26 protein-coding genes are annotated in these 24031 nt (G+C 53.5%); 18 read left to right on the forward strand and 8 right to left on the reverse strand.

The genetic code is table 11. The features are described from left to right. Positions 1 to 123 precede the first annotated feature (123 nt). The 13 genes from AB9F27_RS14765 to cysE all read left to right on the forward strand — a co-directional run bounded on the left by AB9F27_RS14765 (position 124) and on the right by cysE (position 10945). Positions 124 to 723 (forward strand): head-tail connector protein, encoded by a 600-nt coding sequence (locus tag AB9F27_RS14765; protein ID WP_335584259.1) that lies wholly within the window; start codon positions 124 to 126, stop codon positions 721 to 723. Next, on the forward strand, positions 720 to 1058 hold the full coding sequence (locus AB9F27_RS14770) for a phage head closure protein (RefSeq protein ID WP_335584258.1): 339 nt from the start codon (positions 720 to 722) through the stop codon (positions 1056 to 1058). The genes AB9F27_RS14765 and AB9F27_RS14770 overlap by 4 nt, the downstream gene beginning before the upstream one ends. Then, the gene (locus AB9F27_RS14775; RefSeq protein ID WP_335584257.1) at positions 1055 to 1462 is read left to right on the forward strand and encodes a DUF3168 domain-containing protein; all 408 of its coding nucleotides are present in this window, start codon (positions 1055 to 1057) and stop codon (positions 1460 to 1462) included. Before AB9F27_RS14770 ends, AB9F27_RS14775 begins: the two co-directional genes overlap by 4 nt. 26 nt (positions 1463 to 1488) lie before the next feature. Beyond that, entirely contained in the window at positions 1489 to 1902 is a 414-nt protein-coding gene (locus AB9F27_RS14780) for a phage major tail protein, TP901-1 family (RefSeq protein ID WP_335584256.1), read from the forward strand. After that, on the forward strand, positions 1902 to 2237 hold the full coding sequence (locus tag AB9F27_RS14785) for a gene transfer agent family protein (RefSeq protein WP_335584255.1): 336 nt from the start codon (positions 1902 to 1904) through the stop codon (positions 2235 to 2237). The genes AB9F27_RS14780 and AB9F27_RS14785 overlap by 1 nt, the downstream gene beginning before the upstream one ends. After that, entirely contained in the window at positions 2237 to 2443 is a 207-nt protein-coding gene (locus AB9F27_RS14790; protein WP_369757902.1) for a rcc01693 family protein, read from the forward strand. Before AB9F27_RS14785 ends, AB9F27_RS14790 begins: the two co-directional genes overlap by 1 nt. A gap of 21 nt (positions 2444 to 2464) precedes the next feature. Further along, positions 2465 to 3127 (forward strand): phage tail tape measure protein, encoded by a 663-nt coding sequence (locus AB9F27_RS14795; protein ID WP_369756107.1) that lies wholly within the window; start codon positions 2465 to 2467, stop codon positions 3125 to 3127. A 12-nt stretch (positions 3128 to 3139) separates the two neighbouring features. Next, positions 3140 to 3772: a DUF2460 domain-containing protein gene (locus AB9F27_RS14800; protein WP_335584253.1), complete on the forward strand. Its 633-nt coding sequence runs from the start codon at positions 3140 to 3142 to the stop codon at positions 3770 to 3772. Next, entirely contained in the window at positions 3772 to 4683 is a 912-nt protein-coding gene (locus tag AB9F27_RS14805) for a DUF2163 domain-containing protein (RefSeq protein ID WP_335584252.1), read from the forward strand. Before AB9F27_RS14800 ends, AB9F27_RS14805 begins: the two co-directional genes overlap by 1 nt. Beyond that, positions 4683 to 5123 carry an NlpC/P60 family protein gene (locus AB9F27_RS14810; RefSeq protein ID WP_335584251.1) on the forward strand — a complete coding sequence of 147 codons (441 nt, stop codon included), beginning with the start codon at positions 4683 to 4685 and terminating at the stop codon, positions 5121 to 5123. The genes AB9F27_RS14805 and AB9F27_RS14810 overlap by 1 nt, the downstream gene beginning before the upstream one ends. Continuing rightward, positions 5123 to 9043 (forward strand): glycoside hydrolase/phage tail family protein, encoded by a 3921-nt coding sequence (locus tag AB9F27_RS14815; RefSeq protein ID WP_335584250.1) that lies wholly within the window; start codon positions 5123 to 5125, stop codon positions 9041 to 9043. Before AB9F27_RS14810 ends, AB9F27_RS14815 begins: the two co-directional genes overlap by 1 nt. Continuing rightward, entirely contained in the window at positions 9036 to 9746 is a 711-nt protein-coding gene (locus tag AB9F27_RS14820) for a DUF2793 domain-containing protein (protein ID WP_335584249.1), read from the forward strand. Before AB9F27_RS14815 ends, AB9F27_RS14820 begins: the two co-directional genes overlap by 8 nt. A gap of 395 nt (positions 9747 to 10141) precedes the next feature. Next, a complete protein-coding gene (gene cysE, locus AB9F27_RS14825) occupies positions 10142 to 10945 on the forward strand; it encodes a serine O-acetyltransferase (RefSeq protein WP_039002068.1) in 804 nt (267 codons plus the stop codon). Positions 10946 to 11020: 75 nt separating this feature from the next. Here the strand turns inward: cysE and AB9F27_RS14830 are convergent, their stop codons facing one another. From AB9F27_RS14830 to AB9F27_RS14855, 6 genes are all read right to left on the reverse strand, one after another. Further along, the gene (locus AB9F27_RS14830; protein WP_335584248.1) at positions 11021 to 12307 is read right to left on the reverse strand and encodes a pyruvate dehydrogenase complex dihydrolipoamide acetyltransferase; all 1287 of its coding nucleotides are present in this window, start codon (positions 12305 to 12307) and stop codon (positions 11021 to 11023) included. An 11-nt stretch (positions 12308 to 12318) separates the two neighbouring features. Beyond that, the gene (locus AB9F27_RS14835; RefSeq protein WP_335584247.1) at positions 12319 to 13701 is read right to left on the reverse strand and encodes a pyruvate dehydrogenase complex E1 component subunit beta; all 1383 of its coding nucleotides are present in this window, start codon (positions 13699 to 13701) and stop codon (positions 12319 to 12321) included. 22 nt (positions 13702 to 13723) lie between these two features. Then, positions 13724 to 14713, reverse strand: coding sequence for a pyruvate dehydrogenase (acetyl-transferring) E1 component subunit alpha (gene pdhA / locus AB9F27_RS14840; protein WP_335584246.1), 990 nt, complete (start codon positions 14711 to 14713; stop codon positions 13724 to 13726). 139 nt (positions 14714 to 14852) lie between these two features. Continuing rightward, a complete protein-coding gene (locus AB9F27_RS14845) occupies positions 14853 to 15155 on the reverse strand; it encodes a septum formation initiator family protein (protein WP_335584245.1) in 303 nt (100 codons plus the stop codon). Positions 15156 to 15335: 180 nt separating this feature from the next. Continuing rightward, positions 15336 to 16265 carry a class I fructose-bisphosphate aldolase gene (locus tag AB9F27_RS14850; protein ID WP_335584244.1) on the reverse strand — a complete coding sequence of 310 codons (930 nt, stop codon included), beginning with the start codon at positions 16263 to 16265 and terminating at the stop codon, positions 15336 to 15338. A gap of 207 nt (positions 16266 to 16472) precedes the next feature. After that, positions 16473 to 17651, reverse strand: coding sequence for a phosphoglycerate kinase (locus AB9F27_RS14855; protein ID WP_335584243.1), 1179 nt, complete (start codon positions 17649 to 17651; stop codon positions 16473 to 16475). A 131-nt stretch (positions 17652 to 17782) separates the two neighbouring features. Here AB9F27_RS14855 and AB9F27_RS14860 point away from each other — a divergent pair, with 131 nt between their 5' ends. The 3 genes from AB9F27_RS14860 (at position 17783) to AB9F27_RS14870 (ending at position 19994) form a co-directional block, all read left to right on the forward strand. Further along, on the forward strand, positions 17783 to 18289 hold the full coding sequence (locus AB9F27_RS14860) for a peptidylprolyl isomerase (RefSeq protein ID WP_039002075.1): 507 nt from the start codon (positions 17783 to 17785) through the stop codon (positions 18287 to 18289). Further along, entirely contained in the window at positions 18282 to 18896 is a 615-nt protein-coding gene (locus tag AB9F27_RS14865; RefSeq protein WP_335584242.1) for a peptidylprolyl isomerase, read from the forward strand. The genes AB9F27_RS14860 and AB9F27_RS14865 overlap by 8 nt, the downstream gene beginning before the upstream one ends. Before the next feature lie 126 nt (positions 18897 to 19022). Then, a complete protein-coding gene (locus AB9F27_RS14870; protein WP_335584241.1) occupies positions 19023 to 19994 on the forward strand; it encodes a DUF3179 domain-containing protein in 972 nt (323 codons plus the stop codon). A gap of 42 nt (positions 19995 to 20036) precedes the next feature. On the opposite strand, the gene tyrS is transcribed toward AB9F27_RS14870, so the two are convergent. Next, on the reverse strand, positions 20037 to 21290 hold the full coding sequence (tyrS, locus tag AB9F27_RS14875; protein ID WP_335584311.1) for a tyrosine--tRNA ligase: 1254 nt from the start codon (positions 21288 to 21290) through the stop codon (positions 20037 to 20039). A 68-nt stretch (positions 21291 to 21358) separates the two neighbouring features. On the opposite strand from tyrS, the gene AB9F27_RS14880 reads away from it, so the two are divergent. Continuing rightward, positions 21359 to 22477 carry an anhydro-N-acetylmuramic acid kinase gene (locus tag AB9F27_RS14880; protein WP_335584240.1) on the forward strand — a complete coding sequence of 373 codons (1119 nt, stop codon included), beginning with the start codon at positions 21359 to 21361 and terminating at the stop codon, positions 22475 to 22477. 59 nt (positions 22478 to 22536) lie between these two features. Here AB9F27_RS14880 and AB9F27_RS14885 read toward each other — a convergent pair whose 3' ends face one another. Beyond that, the gene (locus AB9F27_RS14885) at positions 22537 to 22962 is read right to left on the reverse strand and encodes a cupin domain-containing protein (protein ID WP_335584239.1); all 426 of its coding nucleotides are present in this window, start codon (positions 22960 to 22962) and stop codon (positions 22537 to 22539) included. A 238-nt stretch (positions 22963 to 23200) separates the two neighbouring features. Between AB9F27_RS14885 and AB9F27_RS14890 the strand changes: the two genes are divergently transcribed. Then, positions 23201 to 23998 (forward strand): ion transporter, encoded by a 798-nt coding sequence (locus AB9F27_RS14890; RefSeq protein WP_369757903.1) that lies wholly within the window; start codon positions 23201 to 23203, stop codon positions 23996 to 23998. Positions 23999 to 24031 lie beyond the last annotated feature (33 nt).

The raw sequence follows: 24031 nt of genomic DNA on the forward strand, positions 1-24031 counted from the left end.
GTTGTCTAGCTGCTCCCCTCCGTCCGAGCGACACGGTAGGTGCGCGCCCTTTGAAACGGGCTGAGGGGAGCGCCATTTTGCACCTCAAACGGTACATGAAAATCGATATTTCGGAGAGTTTCCATGATGTTAATCGAGCAGACCACAGTTCCCACTTCGGCATTGCCGATTCAGGGATTTAAAGACCACCTGCGGTTGGGCACCGGGTTTGCCGATGACGGTTTTCAGGACGATGTTTTGAATACTTGCCTACGGGCCGCGATGGCCGCGATTGAAGCCCGAACCGGTAAAATGATGATTGAACGCGCGTTTCAGTGGGAGCTTACGGGTTGGCGCGGCCTTTCGGAGCAGGCGCTACCAGTGGCACCCGTGTCCGCCATCAACAGTCTCACGGTGAAGGATCGTTTGGGGGATGCGACGCTTGTTGATCCTACTCGCTATGTGTTGCAGCGCGATAATCAGCGGCCAAAAATTCAGGCCACTGGCGCGTGTCTACCCACCGTTCCGCTTGGCGGTCTTGTCGAGGTTATTTTTACGGCTGGATTTAGTGGTGCTTGGGAAGGGATGCCGGCGGATTTGGGGCAAGCGATGTTCTTGCTTGCGGCGCATTTCTACGAGCATCGGACCGAAGGGGAAGGCAATCGCGGGTCTATGCCATTTGGTGTGTCATCGCTGATTGAGCCTTTCCGGACAGTTCGAATTCTAGGTGGGGGGGTGGCATGAGCGTTCCGAAATTAAATCGGCAGCTTGTGCTTGAGGCACCTGAACGGGTGGCGGATAACTCTGGCGGGTTCGTTGAGAAATGGGCCGCCCTTGGTACCCATTGGGCCGCCATTGATCCCGGCGCTGCCCGCGAGAAAGCGGGCGACTTTTTGACGATCTCGTCGACGAGCCTCAAGATCACAGTCCGTGCGGCACCGTATGGTGCGCCTAGTCGACCCAAAGCCGATCAACGCTTTATTGAAGGGGCACGGATTTATCGCATTCAAGCGGTGACCGATGCCTATGAGAGTGGTCAGTATTTGGTCTGCATCTGTCAAGAAGAGGTGGTGTCATGAGCTATGGTGTTTCAGCCGCACTTCAGGCGGCGATTTACCAACGCCTGACATCGAGTTCAGCGTTGGTGTCGCTCGTAGGGGATGCGGTTTATGACAATCCGCCCTCCGGAACTCTGCCCGAAACCTATGTGAGTTTGGGGCCAGAAGACGTGCGTGACCGCTCGGATGGTCAGGGCCACGGGGCGTTGCATACCTTTACGATCAGTGTGGTGACGGATGCTGCTGGCTTTCAAACAGCCAAGACAATTGCGGCCGTGATATCGGACCGATTGGTTGATGCAGACCTACGGTTGAGCCGCGGAAAACTGATTTATTTGAATTTTGAACGCGCCATAGCTCGGCGTGTCGGAAACAGCGAAATGCGCCGGATCGATCTGAGATTTCGCGCTCGCGTGGAAGACTAATAATCCCAAATTTTGGAGTAATGACCATGGTAGCCCAAAACGGCAAAGACCTACTTATCAAGCTCGACATGACCGGTGGCGGGTTGTTTGAGACTATCGCTGGGCTTCGGGCCACGCGGATCAGTTTTAATGCAGAGAGCGTGGATGTCACGAGCCTTGAGAGCCAAGGCGGTTGGCGCGAATTGCTCGGCGGTGCGGGGGTAAAAACAGCCTCGATTAGTGGTTCGGGGATTTTCAAAGATGAGGGAACCGATGAGCGTGCGCGCCAAATTTTCTTCGACGGAGAAATTCCGAATTTTCAGGTGATTATACCCGATTTCGGCGTTGTCGAAGGGCCGTTTCAAGTGAACTCGATTGAATACTCGGGAAGCCACAATGGCGAGGCAACCTACGACTTGTCGATGGCGTCTGCGGGCGCGCTTCAGTTCACAGCGCTGTAATGGCGAATCCGTGGGCAGGAGAGGTTGAGCTTACTCTGGATGGGGAACGTCGCGCTCTCAAGCTAACGCTTGGGTCACTCGCTGAGCTCGAAAGTACGCTGGCAACGGGAACGCTCATTGACTTGGTTGAGCGTTTTGAATCGGGCAAATACTCCACGCGCGATGTTCTGGCACTCATTGTAGCTGGGCTTCGCGGCGGTGGGTGGCAAGGGCGCAGTGAGGACTTATTGCAGGCCGATATTGCGGGCGGACCGATTGAAGCAGCCCGTATTGCGGCACAATTGTTGGCCCTTGCGTTCACCATCCCCGGAACCTCTGAAGCCGGAGCGCTTTAGTGGCGATTGGAGAAGGATACGGCATGGACTGGCCTGCGCTTATGCGTGCGGGGCTTCGCGGATTGGGCCTTCAACCAGAAGAGTTTTGGCGGCTCACCCCGGCGGAATTGATGATGATGTTGGGCAGCGAGGAACAACAAATGCCCTTGAGCCGCAGCCGGCTTGAGGATTTGTCGCGCCTGTATCCCGACGTTTTGAACACATAAAAAATCAGGAGCGCGATCATGATCCAAGATGTAGATGGTATTGGCCAATTTGATGAGAGGGTCGACTCCCTTGAAAACAGCATGAGTGGTGCGGTGGCAATGGCGGCCGCATTTGATGCAGAATTGATCAAGATGCGCGAAACTTTGAGTGCAACGGGCAACGAAGTTGATACGCTCTCGAAAGGAATTGGACGCGGGCTGCGGCGAGCATTTGACGGGCTTGCGTTTGACGGCATGAAGCTTTCGGATGCTCTCAATACGGTAGCGAAGTCCATGATCGATACCGCTTATGCTGCAGCAATCAAGCCAGTGACCAACCAACTCGGTGGAATCATTGCGACCTCGGTTAGCAATGCGGTCTCCGGTGCGATCCCCTTTCAAAAGGGTGGAGCGTTTACTCAAGGCAAAGTCATGCCGTTTGCGAAGGGGGGCGTGATTTCCGGCCCGATGAACTTTCCGATGCGTGGCGGCATGGGCTTGATGGGGGAGGCAGGTCCGGAAGCGATCATGCCTTTGGCGCGAGGGGCAGATGGCAGTCTCGGGGTGAAAACCCAAGGGGGAGGCCGTCCCGTGAATATTACCATGAACATTAGTACCCCAGATGCGCAGGGTTTCCAGCGCAGTCAGGGACAAATCGCGGCGCAGTTAAGTCGTGCCATGGGACGTGGTCAGCGCAACGCGTAGGGAGGAATTACGATGGGTTTTCATGAGGTAAGGTTTCCAGCATCCTTGAGTTTCGGGTCTGTTGGCGGACCAGAACGCAAGACAGATGTTGTCACGCTCGCCAATGGTTTTGAAGAGCGCAACACGCCGTGGGCGCATTCTCGGCGCCGCTATGACGCGGGTGTTGGAATGCGCTCCCTTGATGACATTGAGTTGTTGATTTCGTTTTTTGAGGCGCGGCGCGGGCAACTTCATGGCTTCCGGTGGAAAGACTGGTCGGATTTTAAATCTGGACGCCCCTCAATGGAGCCAACGTTTGAGGATCAAGTCATCGCGCATGGGGACGGATTGCAGGCCGTGTGGCAACTCAATAAGACTTACGAGTCTGGGAGCTACACCTATACACGGCCTATTAAAAAACCCGTTGAAGGGACTGTTCGTCTTGGGATCCAGGGGGATATTCTACAGGAAAGTATCGATTTTGACATCGACTTTTCGACGGGCCTCGTCGCATTCTCGCACCCACCAGATGTAGGCGTCGCGATCACGGCTGGTTTTGAGTTTGACGTCCCTGTCCGTTTCGATGCCGATAGAATCCACACGTCCGTTGCAAGCTTTCAAGCGGGTGATGTGCCAAATGTGCCGATTGTTGAGGTGCGTGTATAATGACACTTTCTCCAGAACTGAAAACGCATCTTAAGTCGGGTATCACGAGTGTTAGCCGCTGTTGGGCGGTTACGCGAACCGATGGTATTTCCCTCGGTTTTACGGATCACGACGAAAACATTGCCTTCGATGGCGTTGATTTTCTCGCCAATACGGGGCTTACGGCGCGTGCGCTACAGCAAACGACGGGCCTTGCAGTAGATAATACTGAAGCCCTAGGTGCGCTCAACAGCGACACAATTCGCGAAGAAGATATCGCAGCCGGGCGCTATGACGGGGCACAGGTTTTGGCGTGGCTAGTCAATTGGCAGAATCCAATCGAAAGAACGCTCCAGTTTCGCGGTACAATCGGTGAATTGACGCGTGGAGATGGGGCGTTTCAAGCTGAGTTGCGCGGTCTAACAGAAGCGCTAAATCAACCCCAAGGACGGACCTACCAAAAACCTTGCTCTGCTGTACTGGGAGATCATTCTTGCCGCTTTAATCTTGATACTGCTGGCTATGTTACGACGCGTCCTGTCGAGACAATAAAAAACGCGCGCGAGATGTTTTTTGATGACTTTCTAGGGTTTGATGATCGGTGGTTTGAGCGCGGTCGTTTTAAAGTTCTAAGTGGGAATGCAAAAGGGCTTATTGGCTTTATCAAGAATGACCGCCTCACGGACAAAGGTCGCACGATTGAACTTTGGGAAGCCATTCGATTGTCGTTGGACTCCGGTGATCTTGTTCGGTTTGAAGCTGGATGTGACAAACGTGTAAAAACGTGCCAGTTGAAATTCCAGAATTTTCTAAACTACCAAGGGTTTCCAGACATTCCTGGGGAAGATTGGCTTATGAGCTATCCGTCATCGGGAGACGTTAACGAAGGGGGCCAACTTGTTTCTTCTCAACAAACGGTTGAGGTGGGCTGATGCAAAGCGAGTTGATCGTACAAGCCGCGCGTTCGTGGCTTCGGACACCATACCGCCACCAAGCGTCGCAAAAAGGCGCGGGCACTGACTGCCTAGGTCTTTTACGTGGGGTTTGGCGGGAAGTATTGGGGTTTGAGCCAACGCGGGTGCCAGCCTATACGAATGACTGGAGCGAACCTCAGGGGGTTGAAGAACTCTGGGAAGCCGCGCTTGTGCATCTAATTGCGAAGCCCCTTGATCATGCGGCAATGGGGGACGTTCTGTTGTTTCGGATGCGCGTTGGCGCTGTTGCTAAGCATCTTGGCATTCAAGGGAATGTCGGATCTGAGCCAAGTTTTATTCATGCATATTCAGGGCACGGGGTGCTGGAAAGCCCCCTGAGTGCGCCGTGGCAGCGCCGAATTGTGGCGCGATTTGAGTTTCCCGAGGAGGGGTCCTAATGGCGACGATAGTTCTTTCTGCGATTGGTTATAGTTTAGGCGCCTCTTTTGGGGGAGCTGCACTTGGCATTTCGTCTGCGATCATTGGGCGCGCTGTTGGTGCGACCCTTGGCCGAGTTATCGATCAACGCCTTATGGGGTCTGGATCGCAGGCCGTCGAAACCGGCCGCGTGGATCGGTTCCGGATTATGGGGGCGAGCGAAGGTACCGCAATCCCACAACTCTATGGGCGCATGCGCGTACCCGGGCAGGTAATATGGTCCACGCGCTTCAAAGAAGAAAAAAGCACCACGCGCAGTGGTGGCAAAGGCGCGCCCAAAGGCCCATCGGTCACGAGTTATGCGTACTCGGTAAGTGCTGCGGTTGCACTATGTGAGGGCGAGATTACACGGGTTGGTCGTGTGTGGGCCGATGGCGTTGAAATATCGTCCGAAAACTTGAATATGCGCTTTTATCGGGGGGACAGTACCCAGATGCCCGATCCGAAAATGGAGGCAATTCAAGGAGCGGGAAATGTACCCGCCTATCGTGGAATTGCATATATCGTGTTTGAAGACTTGCCTTTGGGGCAGTTTGGAAATCGTTTTCCTCAGTTTAGTTTTGAAGTTGTGCGGCCTGCACAGCCCGAGATTACAAATGCTGTCGATGATCCCGTCAATATGATTGAAGGCGTGGCTTTAATACCAGGGACGGGGGAATATACTTTGGCCACGACGCCAGTCCATTTCCAGAGTGGCTTAGGTGTGAACACTTCTGTCAACGTCAACTCTCCGTCGGGGAAAACAGATTTTTTGACGTCTATGGATGCGCTCCGAGAAGAGTTGCCCGCGTGTAAATCTATATCGATGGTTGTGAGTTGGTTTGGCGATGATTTGAGGGCCGGTAGTTGTTCACTGAAGCCGAAAGTTGAACAAACCATTTCTGATGGATTCGGAATGCCGTGGCAGGTTTCCAGTTTGGATCGTTTGGGTGCGGAAGAAATCGTCAAAATTGATGATCGAACGATTTATGGTGGCACCCCCACGGACCAATCGGTGATTGAAGCCATTACTGATATCAATTCTTCGGGGCAAGACGTTGTTTTTTATCCGTTTATTTTGATGGATCAAATTGACGGAAATGGATTGTCCGACCCTTATACAGGGGCTGCCGATCAGCCGGCCCTTCCGTGGCGCGGTCGAATAACACTTTCTGTGGCCCCTGGGCAGTCTGGTTCACCTGATAAAACTGTGGTCGCCGAGGACGAGATCGAGAGTTTCTTTGGCACAGCGTCTGCGAATGATTTCAACCAAACAGCAACTGGTGTGAATTACACGGGGCCAGATGAGTGGAGTTATCGCAGGTTCATACTTCATTACGCGCATTTGTGTGAAGTTTCTGGTGGAGTTTCGGCATTTTGTATCGGTTCTGAAATGCGCGGAGTGACGCAAATTCGCGGCGCAAATGGAAGCTTTCCAGCCGTTGCACAATTGGTTTCGCTTGCTGCAGATGTTCGCAGCATTCTTGGGAGTGAAACAAAAATTGGATATGCGGCCGATTGGAGCGAATATTTTGGGTATCATCCACAGGATGGTTCTGGTGATGCGCTGTTTCACCTCGACCCCCTCTGGGCGTGTGCAGATATCGATTTTATCGGAATTGACAACTATATGCCGATGTCTGACTGGCGTGAGGGGCAAGATCACCTCGATGCGTCTTGGGGCTCGATTTACAATTTGGACTACTTGAAATCCAACATTGAGGGCGGGGAAGGCTACGACTGGTACTACCATTCCTCAGAAGCGAGAGCTGCCCAAATCCGCACGCCAATAGAAGATGGGGCGTATGACGAAGCATGGGTTTGGCGCTATAAAGACATAAAGAACTGGTGGCAGAACCCTCATCATGAACGCATAAGTGGGATCCGTCAGGCCACATCAACAAATTGGACGCCTAGTAGTAAACCAATCTGGTTTACGGAAATCGGTTGTGCGGCTGTGAATAAAGGTACAAATCAACCCAACAAATTTATTGATGCAAAATCGAGTGAAAGCAGCCTTCCGAACCACTCAGATGGCACGCGGGACGATTTTGTTCAAATGCAATACTTACGCGCTCTGTATTCCTATTGGAATACCCCCGCCAATAACCCTGTATCCGATGATACTGGAATTCAAATGCTCGACATGAAAAAAGCGCATGTTTGGGCATGGGATGCGCGACCCTACCCATATTTTCCAAACGCCCTCAGTGTTTGGAGCGACGGTAAGAACTATGAGCGCGGTCACTGGCTGAACGGTCGTACTGGTGCAAGATCCCTTTCCTCAGTTGTCGCTGAGATATGTGAGAGATCGGGCGTCAAGGATTACGATACATCGAAGTTATACGGGTTCGTGCGAGGGTACCAAGTTTCGGATATTTCTGGCGCGCGGTCAGCCTTGCAACCGCTGATGCTTGCTTATGGATTCGAAGCCATTGAGCGCGATGGCACTTTGGTTTTCAAAACGCGAAGCGGCTTGCCAGATTTGGATATTGAAACTGAAAAGCTTGCGATCCTCCCAGATCAGGATGCTCTCGTTCAGACTTCAAGAGCACCCGTCGCGGAAGTGGCTGGCCGAATTCGCCTGACCTTTGTTGAAAACGATGGCGATTTTGAAGTTCGCGCTACAGAGGCCATTCATCCAGACGAGGTGACCTATATGGTCTCCCAGTCTGAGTTGCCTCTTGCTTTGACGCAAACCGAAGCGCGCGCAATTGTGGAACGCTGGTTGGCAGAAAGCCGGGTTGCTCGTGACACTGTGCGCTTTGCTATGCCGATGTCAGAAATGGAGATTGGTGCCGGAGATATTCTACGCTTTGAAGAAGCCGGTGGGGAGGCGCTCTATAGGGTTGATAATGTAGAACAGGGGGGTGCTCAAATTCTGGACGCGGTTCGCGTTGAGCACGAGATTTACACGCCAAGTGACGCCACATCGGAGCCAATTGGCGTTCGGGGGTTTACCGCTCCGGTTCCCGTGTATCCGGTCTTTTTGGATTTACCACTACTGTCAGGGGACGAAAACCCCAACGCTCCTCACCTTGCTATTACCGCCACGCCCTGGCCTGGGTCAGTTGCTGTTTATGGATCTTCGGAAGATGCGGGATACACGCTAAATACACTCGTTGGTACATCCTCAACGATTGGTGAAACACGAACTGCATTGGTAAAAGCCCACACTGGATTGCCAGATCGGGGCGCACCACTTCGGGTAAAAGTTTACGGAGGAGCCTTGTCCTCCATGACTTGGGAAGGACTGTTGAACGGAAGGAATTTAGCCGCCATCGGGGATGGAACTAGCGAGAATTGGGAGGTGTTCCAATTTGCCGAAGCCACTCTCGTTGACAAAGATACCTATGAATTAAGTTTGCGGCTTCGCGGTCAATTGGGCAGTGACGCAATCGTCCCAGACAGCTGGCCTGTGGGAAGTCACTTTGTTTTGCTGGATGGTACGCCCCAACAAATCGACATTTCGGCCGCCTCACAAGGGCTGGAACGTCATTATCGAATAGGTCCATCGACACGGTCTTTCGACGATCCGAGTTATGTTTACATCAGCGAAGCATTTCAAGGCATAGGCTTGCGCCCATATGCGCCCGTGCATGTTCAAGGAAAGCATGACGGAGCAAACTTGGAAGTTTCGTGGATCCGGCGCACACGATTTGGCGGCGATACATGGTCGGGAATTGATGTCCCTTTAAATGAAGAATCCGAAAGCTATATTTTGCGTGTTTTGGACGGAAATAATATCGTCCGAGAGGTCACGACGACCTCCTCAAACTACACCTATACCACAGCTCAGATCGCCCAAGATGGTGTGAGTGCTCCCTTTGGGTTGGAAGTTGCCCAAGTCTCCCAGCGTTTTGGTGCTGGCCCCTTTAGAAGGATTGAAATCAATGACTAATACTGGAAATTTGGGCTTGCCATTGGTACAGCCGAGCCAAGCGCAAAAGCATATTACGGTCAACGAAAGCCTCGCGAAACTGGATGGGTTAACCCAATTGATTTTGATCTCAATTTCAACGGGGACGCCGCCGTTGTCCGCGTCGGACGGGGCATCCTATGGTGTGCCAATCGGAGGGGTGAATGCATGGGCTGGCCATGATGGCGAGGTCGCAATTTTTTCCAATGGAGGATGGGTCTTTTCCAATCCTCAAACGGGCTGGAGAGCCTGGATTGCAGATCAGGCTTATTTAGCTCTGTTTGATGGATCGACTTGGGCTCAGGGCGCCGTTGCACAATCACCCAACGGGGCGAAATCAGGGTTTTCTGTCTTGGAGTTTGATCATGTTATCTCCGCGGGAAGTTCCAACTCAACCGCTGTTATGATTCCCTCCCATGCGATGCTTTTTGGCGTATCGGGAGTGGTCGTGAGCGACGTGACTGGGACGCTGACAAGTTGGAGTTTGGGGAAGTCTGGGTCCCTGAGTCAGTTTGGAAGCGGCCTGGGCCTCGCATCAAATTCCTATGTACGTGGTACGTTGTCGTCCCCGTATACCGAGTACAGTCCTACCTCCCTACTTTTAACGGCCGACGGAGGTGATTTTGCAAGTGGGACTGTTCGTCTAGCCATCCACTATTACTCACTCACGATTCCGAGCATTTAAATGCGGCCTGTCTTGCACGGGGATATGACCGCAGCGGCGCGCGCTCTTCTTTGTTTTCCAGAGAGGAGGCGTGTTAGTGCTTTTCAACTCATGCTGACGGAGGCAGAGGCTGCGGATAAATACCGAAAATCCACCGGCCGGTGTCATCCGCTATGGGGAAACGGTAGCCTTATGGCGGCGGCGAATATGCGTCCTCAAGCAAAGGAGCCGTACTTGGATGATTTGGAATACTGTGGGATTTTAGCGCTAACATTTGAATGTTTATTGGCGTGGCGCATGAAGCAACGAAACCGAGCATAGTTCCATAACTTCTTCGAATATGTTGTATCACACCTTTGCGATTGTTGATTTCTCCCTATCTGTTGTAGACTGGGGTGAAATTGAAAGGGTACATCATGGCGAAAGCGCAGAAAAACATTAGTGAGATTGATCCTGTCTGGTCGCGAATTTGCCATGAAGCAGAGGAGGCGGTGCGTGACGAGCCTTTGATGGGCGGCATGTTACACGGCTCTCTCCTGCATCATGCGTCTCTAGAAGGTGCCTTGGCGTACCGTTTGTCGTTAAAGCTGGCGTCGCCGGAAATGTCGGAACAGATACTGCGGGAAATTGCAGATCAAGCTTATGCCGACGATCCGAGTTTGATTGAAGCCGCGCGTGCAGACCTTGTTGCCGTGAACGAACGGGATCCAGCCTGTAATCGTTATATTCAGCCCATCCTTTACTTCAAAGGATTTCAGGCCATGCAAGCCTATCGGATTGGGCACTGGTTGTGGAAAAAAGAGCGTTTCGATATGGCGTTCTTTTTACAAATGCGTATTTCCGAAGCCTTTGGCATCGATATACATCCGGCGGCCAGAGTCGGCAAAGGCATTATGATGGATCACGCCCATTCGATTGTTATCGGTGGCACCGCAGTGGTTGGCGACAACGTTTCAATCTTGCAGTCGGTGACCTTAGGTGGCACGGGCAAAGAGAGCGGCGACCGCCACCCGAAAATCGGTGATGGCGTCTTGATTGGAGCTGGCGCGAAAATTCTTGGCAACATTAAAGTCGGACGTTGCAGTCGGATTGCGGCAGGTTCGGTTGTACTTCACGAAGTACCGCCATGCACAACTGTTGCTGGCGTGCCTGCCAAGGTTGTGGGCGAAGCGGGATGCCCTCAGCCTTCGATTTCAATGAACCAAGTGATCGGTAAATAGGGATTTACGAACACTGAAAACAAAAACGCCGGCGCTTCACAGCGCCGGCGTTTTTGTTTGAACAGTAACTTCTAATTAAGCCAGCATCGCAATCGGGTTTTCGAGGTTTTCAACGATTGCATTGAGTAGGTTCGCCCCAATCGCCCCGTCAATAACACGGTGGTCGACCGACATGGTGACTGACATAACTGTCGCGACGGTCAGTTCGCCGTCGTCGCCAACCACAGGGCGTTTCTTGCCGGCGCCCACAGCCAAAATGCCAGCATGTGGAGGATTCACGATGGCATCAAAGTTATCGATGCCAAACATACCGAGGTTTGAAATCGCGAACGAACCGCCCTGATATTCGTGTGGCGCAAGTTTGCGAGTCCGCGCACGCGCAGCCAAATCTTTCATTTCGGCGGAGAGGGCTGAGAGCGATTTCATCTGCGAATCTTGGAGCACTGGGGTAAACAGACCGCCTTCAATGGCGACTGCAACAGCAACATCCGAGGATTTCATCTGAAGTACACGATCCCCAGCCCATACGGCGTTGGCTTCAGGCACTTGTTGCAGGGCGAGCGCCACCGCTTTTATGATGAAGTCATTGACCGAGAGTTTTACTCCACGGGCTTCAAGCTGCTTGTTGAGGGTGCCACGGAATTTGAGCAAAGCATCAAGTTTGATATCACGGCGTAGATAGAAGTGCGGCACCGTTTGCTTGGCTTCGGTCAGGCGGGCAGCAATTGTTTTGCGCATACCGTCAAGGGTGATTTCTTCGTAGTCGCGATCTGCGTACATCTTGGCAACTTGGCTTGCATCTGCTCCGGTTGCTAGGGCCGCTTTGGCTGGAGCCGCAGAAGTGGCTGGCGCGGATTTAGGCGCTGCCGTTGCATTCTCTACATCAGCTTTTACGATCCGTCCTTTTGGACCCGATCCTGAAATAGCGCTCAAGTCGAGACCTTTATCCGCAGCAATCCGCCGCGCAAGTGGGGAGGCGAAGAGGCGTTCACCCGAGGCCGCAGCGGGGGCTGCTGGGGTAGACGCGGCAGCCGGGCTTGTTTCAACACTTTCTGCTTTTTCTGGTGCGGCTTCTGTTTTCTTGGCCGCAGCAGGTGCACCAATGTCACTTGCGCTTTCGCCATCCTCTAAGAGAACAGCAATCAGAGTGTTGACGGCAACTCCCTCGGTGCCTTCGGCAACGAGGATTTTACCAATAACGCCTTCGTCCACGGCTTCAAATTCCATGGTGGCTTTGTCGGTTTCGATTTCCGCAATCAGGTCGCCAGAAGAGACGGTATCGCCTTCCTTAACGAGCCATTTTGCGAGGGTGCCTTCTTCCATCGTTGGAGAAAGCGCGGGCATGAGTATTTCGATTGGCATCCGGTTTCTCCTTAACGATAAGTTACTTGTTTCACGGCGTCGATTACTTCAGCCGTTGTGATCAAGGCAAGTTTTTCAAGGTTGGCAGCATAGGGCATCGGAACGTCCTTGCCTGTGCAATTGATTACGGGTGCATCCAAATAGTCAAAGGCGCGTTCCATAATCGTGGCCGAGATGTGGTTGCCGATGGCACCCACCGGATAGCCTTCTTCGACAGTCACACAACGGTTTGTTTTCATCACAGATTTCAGAACCGTGTCATAGTCGATTGGGCGCAAGGTGCGCAGATCTATGACCTCAGCCGAGATGCCTTCTTCGGCCAATTTATCCGCAGCTTCGAGGGAATAAGTCATGCCAATCCCAAAGGACACGATGGTCACATCCGTGCCTTCACGCCAGATTTTGGCCTTACCAAACGGCACGGTGAAATCATCCATGACGGGCACATCAAAAGTCTTGCCATAGAGAATTTCGTTCTCAAGGAAGATCACTGGGTTGTTGTCGCGGATCGCGGTTTTCATCAATCCTTTAGCGTCTGCCGCCGAATAGGGCATGACAACTTTAAGGCCGGGGATTGCCGCATACCATGCCGCATAACACTGGCTGTGCTGTGCGCCAACACGAGCCGCAGCACCGTTTGGTCCGCGGAACACCATAGGTGCGCCCATTTGACCGCCCGACATATATAGCGTTTTGGCGGCTGAATTGAGGATTTGGTCAATCGCTTGCATCGCGAAGTTGAAGGTCATGAACTCCACAATCGGACGCAAACCGCCGAACGACGCGCCGGTGGCAATGCCCGCAAACCCATGCTCGGTGATTGGGGTGTCGATCACGCGCTTGGCGCCAAACTCATTCAACATGCCTTGAGAAATCTTATAAGCGCCTTCGTATTCGGCAACTTCTTCGCCCATAAGGAACACAGTGTCGTCGCGTCGCATTTCTTCGGACATCGCGTCGCGGATGGCTTCGCGAACTGTTGTTGGGCGCATTTCGGTGCCCGCTGGGATTTCGGTTTCGTCTGGCACTTTGACCTGTACAGGCGCTGCTGCAACCGCAGGGGTAGGGGCCGCAGCCTCAACCGCCGCAGATGTAGTAGCTGTGGCGGCATCGGGTGTGGCCGCTGCCGCGGGCGTGGCGTTGGCGTCGTCGCCTTCTTCGAGCAAGATCGCAATCGGTGTGTTGACGGGGACGCCTTCGGTGCCCTCCGCGATCAGGATTTTGCCCATCACACCTTCATCGACCGCTTCGAATTCCATCGTCGCTTTGTCGGTCTCGATCTCGGCCATAATCATGCCGCTCTCGATAACGTCGCCTTCTTTAACCAGCCATTTTGCCAATGTGCCTTCCTCCATAGTCGGGGAAAGCGCGGGCATTAGAATTTCTGTAGCCATTGTATAAGTCTCCTCTGTCCGCTTAGGCGTAAATATCTGTGTAAAGCTCGGCGAGCGCGGGCTCGGGGCTTTCTTTGGCAAATTCTGCCGCCTCGTTCACGGTCGCTTTGATCTCTTTATCTATGGCTTTTAGCTCATCTTCGGTCGCATGATCACCGGTCAGCAACATCGTGCGCACTTGATCGATACAATCGCGTTCTTCGCGCATCTTCTGAACTTCTTCACGCGTGCGATATTTCGCCGGATCCGACATTGAGTGACCACGATAACGATATGTTTTCATTTCGAGAATATAAGGGCCTTCGCCAGCGCGACAATGGGCAATGGCTTTGGCTGCTGCTTCTTTGACCGCGAGCACATCCATGCCATCGACCGCTTCGCCGGGGATCGAAAACCCTGCGCCGCGTGTATAAAGTTCGGGGGAAGAGGACGCGCGCTGAAGGCTGGTGCCCATAGCGTATTGGTTGTTCTCAATCACGAAGACAACGGGCAATTTCCAAAGCGAGGCCATGTTGAATGTCTCGTAAACTTGTCCTTGGTTCGCTGCGCCATCGCCGAAATAGGCAAAGGATACGCGGTCGTTGCCGAGATATTTGTCGGCAAAAGCAAGGCCCGCACCAATTGGCACCTGTGCGCCAACGATCCCGTGGCCGCCGTAGAAGTTCTTCTCTTTGCTAAACATGTGCATTGAGCCGCCCTTACCTTTGGAGTAGCCACCTTCGCGTCCGGTAAGTTCTGCCATAACGCCTTTAGGGTCCATGCCACAGGCCAACATATGTCCGTGATCGCGGTAAGAGGTGACGCGTTTGTCGCCTTCTTCGGTCGCGGCCTCAATGCCAACCACAACGGCCTCTTGGCCAATGTACAGGTGACAGAAACCACCGATCAAACCCATGCCATAAAGCTGTCCCGCTTTTTCTTCGAATCGACGGATCAATAACATTTCGCGGTAATACGTAAGCAATTCGTCTTTAGAAACATTTGGTTTCTTTGACGTTTTCCGAGCGGCCATAGGATTCTCCTCTATCGCTAAGCAAAGGTGGATTTGAATATAGTTTAACGTTAAACTATATATATTCCATACGGGAGCAAAAAGCGAGGGAGAAATTTACGACTCCCTAAAGGGGGAGTTAATTCAGCGCGTTAACAGATTAACGAACGACGATTTCGTTGCTGCGCACAAGGCCAAGAACGGTGCGGGCTTGCTCATCCAGAAGATCAAGATCAAGGTACTCATCCGACAGGCGATGGGTCTTATTCTTCATCACGCGCACTTCACCTGAAATGGCCTCCAACTCACCCTTGAGCACTTCAACTTCTGCTTGAATTTGAATGCGATGAAACACCCCGTAATCGCCCTGAACGGCGGCAAAGGTAAAATAGACGGACAGCGCAACCGCGCCAGCACCGAACAATAGAACCCCATATGCGGGGCGTTTCTTCACATAACTCATATCTGCCTCTTTGCGTCCCCTTCTATGGAGGATCACTCCCCCTTTATGTCACAAGTGATTCCCCATGTGAATCCCTTGATTCACAGAATGATCACTTTTTTACGACACTGTTCTAAAACGAAAAAAACCCAGACGCGTGTCCGGGGTTTTGATTGTTTTTTGAACTGGCGCGAAGGAGGCTTATTCGTTGCCTTTGTAGATGTTGACCAGCTTGCTCAACATGGCCAGCGCATCGGCGCGATCCCGTTGGAAACTGTTGCGGCCAATGATCGACCCATTGCCGCCACCGTCGCGAATGGCGCGGGCATCGTCATACACACTGTCCGCACCCTTTTTGGCGCCGCCCGAGAAAACAACAATTCGACGACCGGCAAAACTCGCGTCCATGCAATGCTTCACGCGCGCAGCTTGGGTCGAGATATCAATCTTCTGTTCCTCATAAACCGCTTTGGCTTCAGGGAGGGAGAGATGGTCGGTCGAGAGCTTGATTTTGATGATATGTGCCCCAAGAAGGGCCGCGATTTGCGCCGCGTAGGCCGCGATATCGATCGCAGTTTCACCATTTTTATCAAGCGCTTCGCCGCGAGGGTAGGACCAGATTACCGTCGCCACACCTTTGGCCGCGGCTTCTTCGCGCATAGCGCTGATTTCTTCGAACATATCAAGCCCAGCTGAGGAGCCGGGGTAGATTGTGAAGCCAATCGCCGAGGCGCCAATGCGCAGCGCATCGTCAACACTTGCGGTAATCGCTTGGTCTTTCAGAGCCGCATTGGGGATCAAGGAATTCGCCGAGTTCACCTTGAGGATCGTCGGGATTTGCCCTGCAAAAGTGTCTGCCCCAGCTTCAAGCAAACCAAGCGGCGCGGCAAAAGCATTGAGGCCCGCGTCGATGGCAAGTTGATAGTGATAGTGGGGGTCATAGGCGGCAGGGTTGGCCGCGAAGCTGCGTGCGCCACCATGTTCAAACCCTTGATCCACGGGAAGGATGATCACTTTCCCCGTGCCTCCGAGTTCCCCGTTCATCAGGATGCGGCAGAGATTGGCTTTTACGCCGGGTGTCTCGCCTTCATATTTGGAAAGAATTTGCTGAACGATGGGGGTAGCTCTCATGGGATGATGTCCTCTTTGGCAGATGATTTTTGGGCCATAGGGTCGTCATACAGAGCAGGGAGGTGGTTTCAAGTTTGATAGCGTTAACATGACGGATGATTGCGCTAACGGGCTGAAATGATGCGTTGAATTTCACATAATGGAACAAAGTTGCGCAAAAAAAAGGCGCGCCATTTCGGGGCGCGCCTTTTGGATTATTGAGAAAAATTACCCTTCGAGAGCGGCAACGCCCGGAAGGGTTTTGCCTTCCATCCACTCAAGAAAAGCGCCACCCGCGGTTGAGATATAGGTGAAGTCCTCGGCGGCTCCGGTTTTGTTAAGCGCGGCAACCGTGTCGCCTCCGCCAGCAACCGAGATCAAGTTGCCAGCTTTGGTCATCGCGGCGGCTTGCTCGGCGGCGGCATTGGTCGCGGTATCAAACGGTGCAATTTCAAACGCACCAAGGGGGCCATTCCAAATCAGGGTTTCACTGGCGGCCATAGCTTGCGAAATAATCGCGACCGTGGCGGGGCCAGCATCCAAAATCATCGCGTCGGCGGGGCAGGCGTCGGCGGCAACCGTTTCGTTCTTTGTATTCGCGGCAAATTCCCACGCAACCACAACATCTACGGGCAGGATCACATTACAATTGGCGGTTTTAGCCTTGGCCAAAATCTCCAACGCCGTGCCTGTCATCTCATGTTCGGCCAGTGATTTGCCAACATTGATGCCCTGCGCCGCAAGGAAGGTATTCGCCATGCCGCCGCCGATGACAAGGTGATCAACTTTGGCCACCAAATTGCCCAAAAGTTCAAGTTTTGTAGAGACTTTCGCGCCACCAACAACCGCCATTACGGGGCGTTTCGGGGTGCTAAGCGCGCCCTCAAGCGCGGACAATTCCGCCTGCATTAAACGGCCTGCACAGGACGGCAAAAGGCGCGCGATCGCTTCGGTGGAAGCATGTGCGCGGTGGGCGGCGGAAAACGCGTCGTTGCAGTAAATGTCGCCCAATCCGGCCAAACGCGCGGCAAAGGCCGGGTCGTTTTTCTCTTCACCTGGCGCAAACCGGAGGTTTTCCAGCAACAAAACTTCACCGTCTTTCATCGCCTCAACCGCTGCGCCGTATTGCCCGTCCGCAAACAGAACCTCTTGGCCAAGGGCCGCAGAAAGCGCGGGCAAAACGATCCGTAAGCTCATCTCTGGAACCACTTGTCCCTTGGGACGACCATAATGCGCCATCAAAATGGGTTTGCCGCCACGGGCCAAAATATCGCGTACTGTGGGGATAATACGTTGAATGCGCGTGTCGTCGGTAACGACTCCATCGGCAACCGGCACGTTGATATCCACACGGACCAACACGCGTTTTTGGGCGAGATCCATGTCGTCAAGGGTTTTCCAAGCCATGTGTAGGCTCCTGTTTTGAAGGTGATTTGCCCTTTCACACAGTATCTTGCGGCTCGCGTCAAGCATTTGCCTCTTTTCCTTTGGCTCTATCGCGCATAAGTTCAGGCAAACCACGCTATAAGGACATTGAAATGACTGATTACAAAGATCCCGAAAACACAATCTTGCTCGAACTAAAAGGCGGCACCGTCGTCATCGAATTGCTTCCTGATGTGGCACCTGCCCACGTTGCGCGGATGAAAGAACTGGCGCGCTCTGGCGCCTATGACAACGTCGCGTTCCACCGCGTCATTCCTGGCTTTATGGCGCAAACTGGCGACGTGGCGCATGGCAACATGGAAAACGATTTTAACCTGCGTCGCGCTGGCACTGGTGCCTCCGAGATGCCTGATGTTCCAGCAGAATTCTCTAAAATTCCCCACGCACGCGGCTCGATTGGTGCGGCGCGTTCGGCCAACCCAAACTCGGCTAACTCCCAGTTTTTCATCAACTTTTCCGACAATGACTTCTTGAACGGTCAATACACTGTCTATGGTCAAGTTAAATCAGGCATGGAACACGTCGACGCAATCGTTGTGGGCGAGCCTCCTGAAAACCCCGATCGTATGATCAGCATGAAAGTTGCCGCCGATGCGTAACAATGACATGATTGCAGCGGGTCTTGGCATTCTGGGCGTCGCTGTTTTTGGCGCTTGGTTCATGATGGATCAAACCGCAAATGCACAGACCGCGCTCGCCGAAGACGGCCCCGGCCCGAACCTCGTGATTGACGTCGCTGGTGGCACAGAAGGGCAGATCGTCATCGATCTATTGTCCGACGTTGCCCCCAAACACGTCGAACGTATCGTGACCCTCGCCAACGAAGGCGCCTATGACAATGTGGCATTTCACCGTGTTATCGACGGTTTCATGGCGCAAACAGGCGACGTTGAAAACGCGAAGATGGACGGAGATTTGGATCTCGCGGGCACTGGCGGCTCGGTTTATGACGATCTCAAAGCCGAATTCTCGGCTGAGACGTTCAACCGCGGCGCTGTGGGCATGGCCCGTTCGCAAAGTCCCGATTCTGCGAACAGTCAGTTCTTCATCATGTTCGCCCCTGCGCCCCATTTGGACGGTCAATACACCGTTGTCGGCCATGTGATCGCAGGTATGGACGTGGTTGACGCGATCAAACTCGGCACAGGGCAGGGCGGATCGGTTTCCGACCCTGACTATATGTCGACAGTTACCGTCGTAGAATAAGAGTTAGCGCCCGCCATCTAACGGTGGGCGCTTTTTTACGGAATGACGCGGGTTCAAGACCGCGTGAGAGGGGCTATATTTCGCGGCCCGTCCTTGTCACACTCCTCTGATCAACAGGAGGAAGCTATGACACCCAAGTCCCATCTATTGACCCTTGTTTTTATCTGCAGCGCAAGCCTTGCAGCGGCAAATCCCGATGCGTGGAAATCCGAATGGCCCAGCACCGATTTCACCACCACAACCATTGACGATTGGTCCGAAATCCTCTCCGGTGGCCCGCCCAAAGATGGCATTCCAGCTCTGTCAGATCCGTCATTTATAGCCGCTTCTGACGAGGCAAAAATCGGTGGCCGCGAGCCGGTTATCACCTTGGAAATAAAAGGGGAAACGCCGCGCGCCTACCCAATTCGCTACCTCACATGGCATGAAATCGTCAATGACGACGTGGGCGATATCCCTGTGGCCGTGACCTTCTGTCCCCTGTGCAACTCAGGTATGGTTTTTGATCGCCGTTTGGGAGGCGACTTGCTCACATTTGGCGTGTCAGGCAAGCTGCGCAACTCGGATATGGTGATGTTTGATCGCGAGACCGAAAGCTGGTGGCAACAAGCGATTGGAACGGGCATTGTCGGCGTGCATACGGGCGACGAACTGACGCAATTGCCCGCATGGATGGAGGGTTTTGACCAGTTCAAGGCGCGCAATCCAAATGGCCTTGTGATGAAGGAGCCAGACTGGCCGCGTAGTTATGGCCAGAATCCCTATCGTGGCTATGACAGTTCAAGTCAGCCGTTTTTATATCGGGGTGAAAATCCGCCGCATGGCATTTCGCCTCTGATGCGCGTTGTACGTGTCGGGGATGCCGCATGGCCGTTGGATCGCCTGTCTGAAGTCGGAGAAGTTACTGAAAATGGGGTCAAAATCACGTGGCGTGAGGGCCAAACCAGTGCTCTGGATAAAGCCGATATCGCCACCAGTCGCGAGGTTGGCAGCATCCGTGTCAAAGACGCAAGCACTGGCGCGGATGTGCCGCATGACGTGCTGTTTGCCTTTGCGTTTCACGCCTTTTGGCCAGACGGAAAATGGATGCTCAAATAGAGAACGCGCCGCAATGGGCGCGTTCTCCTGTAACTTCGGCGATTAGCCTTGTGCAACAATCAAGGCGTGGCGTTTCTTGCCCGCGCTCAGCTTCATCGGGGCTGCAAGCGCCGCCACATTGATCATCAACCCCGCGTCTGTTAGGGCCTCGTCGTTAACCTTTGCGCCGTTCTCCGAGATCAGGCGTTTGGCTTCTTTGCCTGATTTCACCAAGCCCGATTTGACCAAAAGTTGGACGATTGAAATGCCGTCGCCAATGTCTTCGGCACTCAGGGTCACAGTTGGCAGGTCATCACCAATCCCGCCCTTTTCAAACACTTCGCGTGCCGTCTCTTCGGCGGTCTTTGCGGCCTCTGCACCATGCGCGAGGGTCGTGACCTCATTGGCGAGGAGGATTTTCGCAGCGTTGATTTCGGACCCTTCAAGGGCGCCCAAACGGTCACATTCCTCAATCGGCAGTTCGGTATAAAGCTTGAGAAAACGGCCTACGTCGGCATCCGTCGTATTGCGCCAGAATTGCCAGAATTCATACGGGCTGCGCATCGCTGGATTGAGCCAAACAGCGCCATCTTGCGACTTGCCCATTTTCTTGCCATCCGACGTCGTCAAAAGGGGCGACGTCATGCCATAAATTTGGTGGTCCAGAACGCGGCGCGTAAGGTCGATCCCGTTGACAATATTGCCCCATTGATCCGACCCACCAAGCTGAAGGAGACAGCCGTAGCGACGGTTTAGCTCAAGAAAATCATAGGCTTGGAGAATCATGTAGTTGAATTCAAGGAAGCTCAGACTCTGTTCGCGATCAAGGCGCGACTTTACGCTCTCAAACGCCAACATACGGTTGACCGAGAAATGCCGCCCAATGTCGCGCAAAAACTCAAGATAGTTCAACCCGTCAAGCCATTCGGCGTTGTTCACCATCACCGCATCTGTCACGCCGTCACCAAAGGTTACATAGGCCGAGAACACCTGTTTGATACCGTCGATATTGGCGTTGATTTGGTCATCCGTTAACAAAGGCCGCTCATCCGCCCGAAAGGAAGGGTCGCCAACCTTGGTCGTGCCGCCGCCCATCAAAACGATCGGTTTGTGGCCAGATTTTTGCAGCCAGCGCAGCATCATGATTTGTATCAAGCTGCCCACGTGCAAGGAATTCGCCGTGGCGTCAAACCCGATATAGGCCGGAACGACGCCTGCGATCAGCGCTTCGTCAAGCGATTGATAATCGGTGCAGTCGGCCAAATAGCCGCGGTCGATCATCACACGCATAAACTCTGATTTTGGGTGGTAGGTCATCGTCATTTGGTCCATTCTATTCGTTAACGCCTCTGGGTATAAGGGGGCTGCGCACAAAGGGGAAGTACATGTTGGAAGCTGGGGCAATTTGGTCGATCGGAACGATGTCTGGAACGTCGCTTGACGGGGTCGATGCCGCTGCAATTTTGACGGATGGCGAGGAAATCTTCGAGTTTGGTGAAAGTGCGTATCATCCGTATTCCTCCGAAGAGAGCGCGCCGATTGCGGCGGCCTTTGGACTGTGGCCAGGGGATGCTGGTGTGGAGGAGGCTGCTGAGGCGGTCGAGACTGTCCATGCCAATGTTTTGAGCCAGTTTCAGCGCCCGCAACTCATTGGTTTTCATGGACAAACTCTTTCTCATGAACCTCATGGTCGTGGCACACATCAGGCGGGAAATGGCCGCGTTTTGGCGGAGGTTTTGGACTGTCCGGTGGTGTGGGATTTCCGGTCAAGTGATGTGGAAATGGGGGGGGAAGGTGCGCCGCTTGCGCCGTTTTTCCACTTTGCCTGTGCGAAATTTATTGGCACTGAAGGGCCGATTGTATTTTTGAATTTGGGCGGGGTTGGCAATATGACGTGGGTTGATCCCAGCGCCAGTTACCCCGAAGAGGATGGTGCGTTGCTCGCGTTTGACACGGGGCCTGCGAATGCGCCGATCAATGATTTGATGCTCGCGCGTCGCGGAGAATCCTTTGACAAAGATGGCGCTTTGGCGGCGGATGGCGAAGTTGATGAGGCGCTGGTTGAGCAGTTTCTTGAGGATGCGTATTTCTATCGTATGCCTCCTAAGTCATTGGATAGAGATAGTTTTCCAGATATCGCGGATTGGGTTGGTCACATGGATGACGCCGATGCGGTGGCCACAGTGACGGCGATGGTTGCGGCCTCGGCGGCGAAGGGGCTTGAGCATTGTCCGAGCCTTCCGCAGGGGGTTTTGGTCTGTGGAGGTGGGCGTAAAAACGTCACGTTGATGTCGATGTTGTCGATGTTTATGGACTGTCCTGTGGCGCCGGTTGAGAATGCGGGCCTTGATGGGGACATGCTTGAGGCGCAGGCATTCGGCTTTTTGGCGGTGCGGGTTGCGCGCGGTTTGACGACCTCGGCACCCGGAACGACGGGGGTGCGGGTGCCGATTGGCGGCGGCATTTTGAGCGAGCCGACGGGGGCGTTACGCAAGGAAGTTTAAAAACTTTAAACTCCTGAGAGGGGCTTTATTAAAGTTTTTAAACATTTTTGATCCGGAAATTAACCGCGCGGGATGTCGAAATCGGGCGGGGCGAGGGTAAATTTCGCAAATTCAAATCCGGGCGAAACGGTGCAGCCAACAAGGGTAAACGCGCCGTCGGTTTTGGCGGCTTGCCAGTGGTTTGGCGGCACGAGAATTTGCGGGGTTTGATCGGCGAGCACGTCGGGGCCAAGGCAGTGGTCAATGGCGGGGCCTTGGGCGGTTTCGGCGATGGAAAGTGTTAACGTCGCCCCCGCGTAATAGTGCCAAATCTCGGCGGCATCGACCCAGTGCCAATGGCTCGCCTCGCCTTCCTTCAGCAGAAAATAAATGCATGTACCTACGGCGCGGCCTTGGTTGTCGGCCTGCCATGTTTGGCGGTAATAGCCGCCCTCGGGGTGGGGTGCGAGATTGAGGTGGGCGATAATTTTGTCGGCTTGGGTCATTGAGGAACCTCAGGGGCGTTGGCTTTGGGGCGAGACGTTCATAAAGTATGAGGTATAGAAACGGTTGCCTAATCCTTTGTCAATTCATGCAAAATCCGCTTTTCGTTTGCAGCACAATTTTTCGGCGCGTCGGATCGGCGGATCATAGCAGAAGCGACGGAGGGCTTGCTTGCATGTGATCCTGAAAATAGCGTAAGCAGCAGCCGTTCCCCTTGGCCCAAAAATGGATAAAATTCGCATGCTTCGCAAACGACTTGAGCAAATTGTAAATCATAGGCTGTTTGAGCCGACGATCATTGTGTTGGTGGTGGTGAATGCGATTGTTTTGGCGTTGGAGACCGTGCCCCAAGCGATGAAATTTGCTGGACCGTTTCTAAAAGTGATGGATGTCACCATTCTTGGGCTGTTTGTGGTTGAGATTTTGCTGCGGCTTTCCGTTGATTTTCGGGGATTCTGGCGCGACCCTTGGCGTATCTTTGACTTCACGATTGTTGCGGTTGCCTTGCTGCCTGCGGTTGGACCGCTGGCTGTTTTGCGGGCGTTCCGTATTTTGCGGGTTTTGCGCTTGGTTTCGACGGTGCCGTCGATGCGCCGCGTGGTGAACGGGCTTATGCAGGCCTTGCCGGGGATGGGGGCGATTGTCCTGTTACTGGGGCTTATCTTCTTTGTTTTCGCGGTGATTTCGACCAAACTTTATGCCGTGGCTTTTCCAGACTGGTTTGGGACGTTGGGCGCTTCGGCCTATACGCTGTTCCAGATTATGACGCTTGAGAGCTGGTCGATGGGCATTGTGCGCCCCGTTATGGAGATTTATCCGTGGTCGTGGGTGTTGTTTGTGCCGTTTATTGTGATGACGGCCTTCGCGGTGTTGAACTTGTTTATTGGTGTGATTGTGGATGCAATGCAGTCGCAGCAGAGTGCGGAGGCGCATGATGAGCGCGAAGCGATGTCGGCGGAAACCTCGATGATCTTGCAGGAAGTGCGGGCGTTGCGCGCAGAGGTGGCGGCGCTTCAAAGGGTTCGGGCGGCGGAATAAACGGCCCCCAGAACGCAAAAAGCCCCCGCGATT

The organism is Falsihalocynthiibacter sp. CO-5D18, assembly GCF_041205445.1.
Taxonomy (GTDB): domain Bacteria; phylum Pseudomonadota; class Alphaproteobacteria; order Rhodobacterales; family Rhodobacteraceae; genus Falsihalocynthiibacter; species Falsihalocynthiibacter arcticus.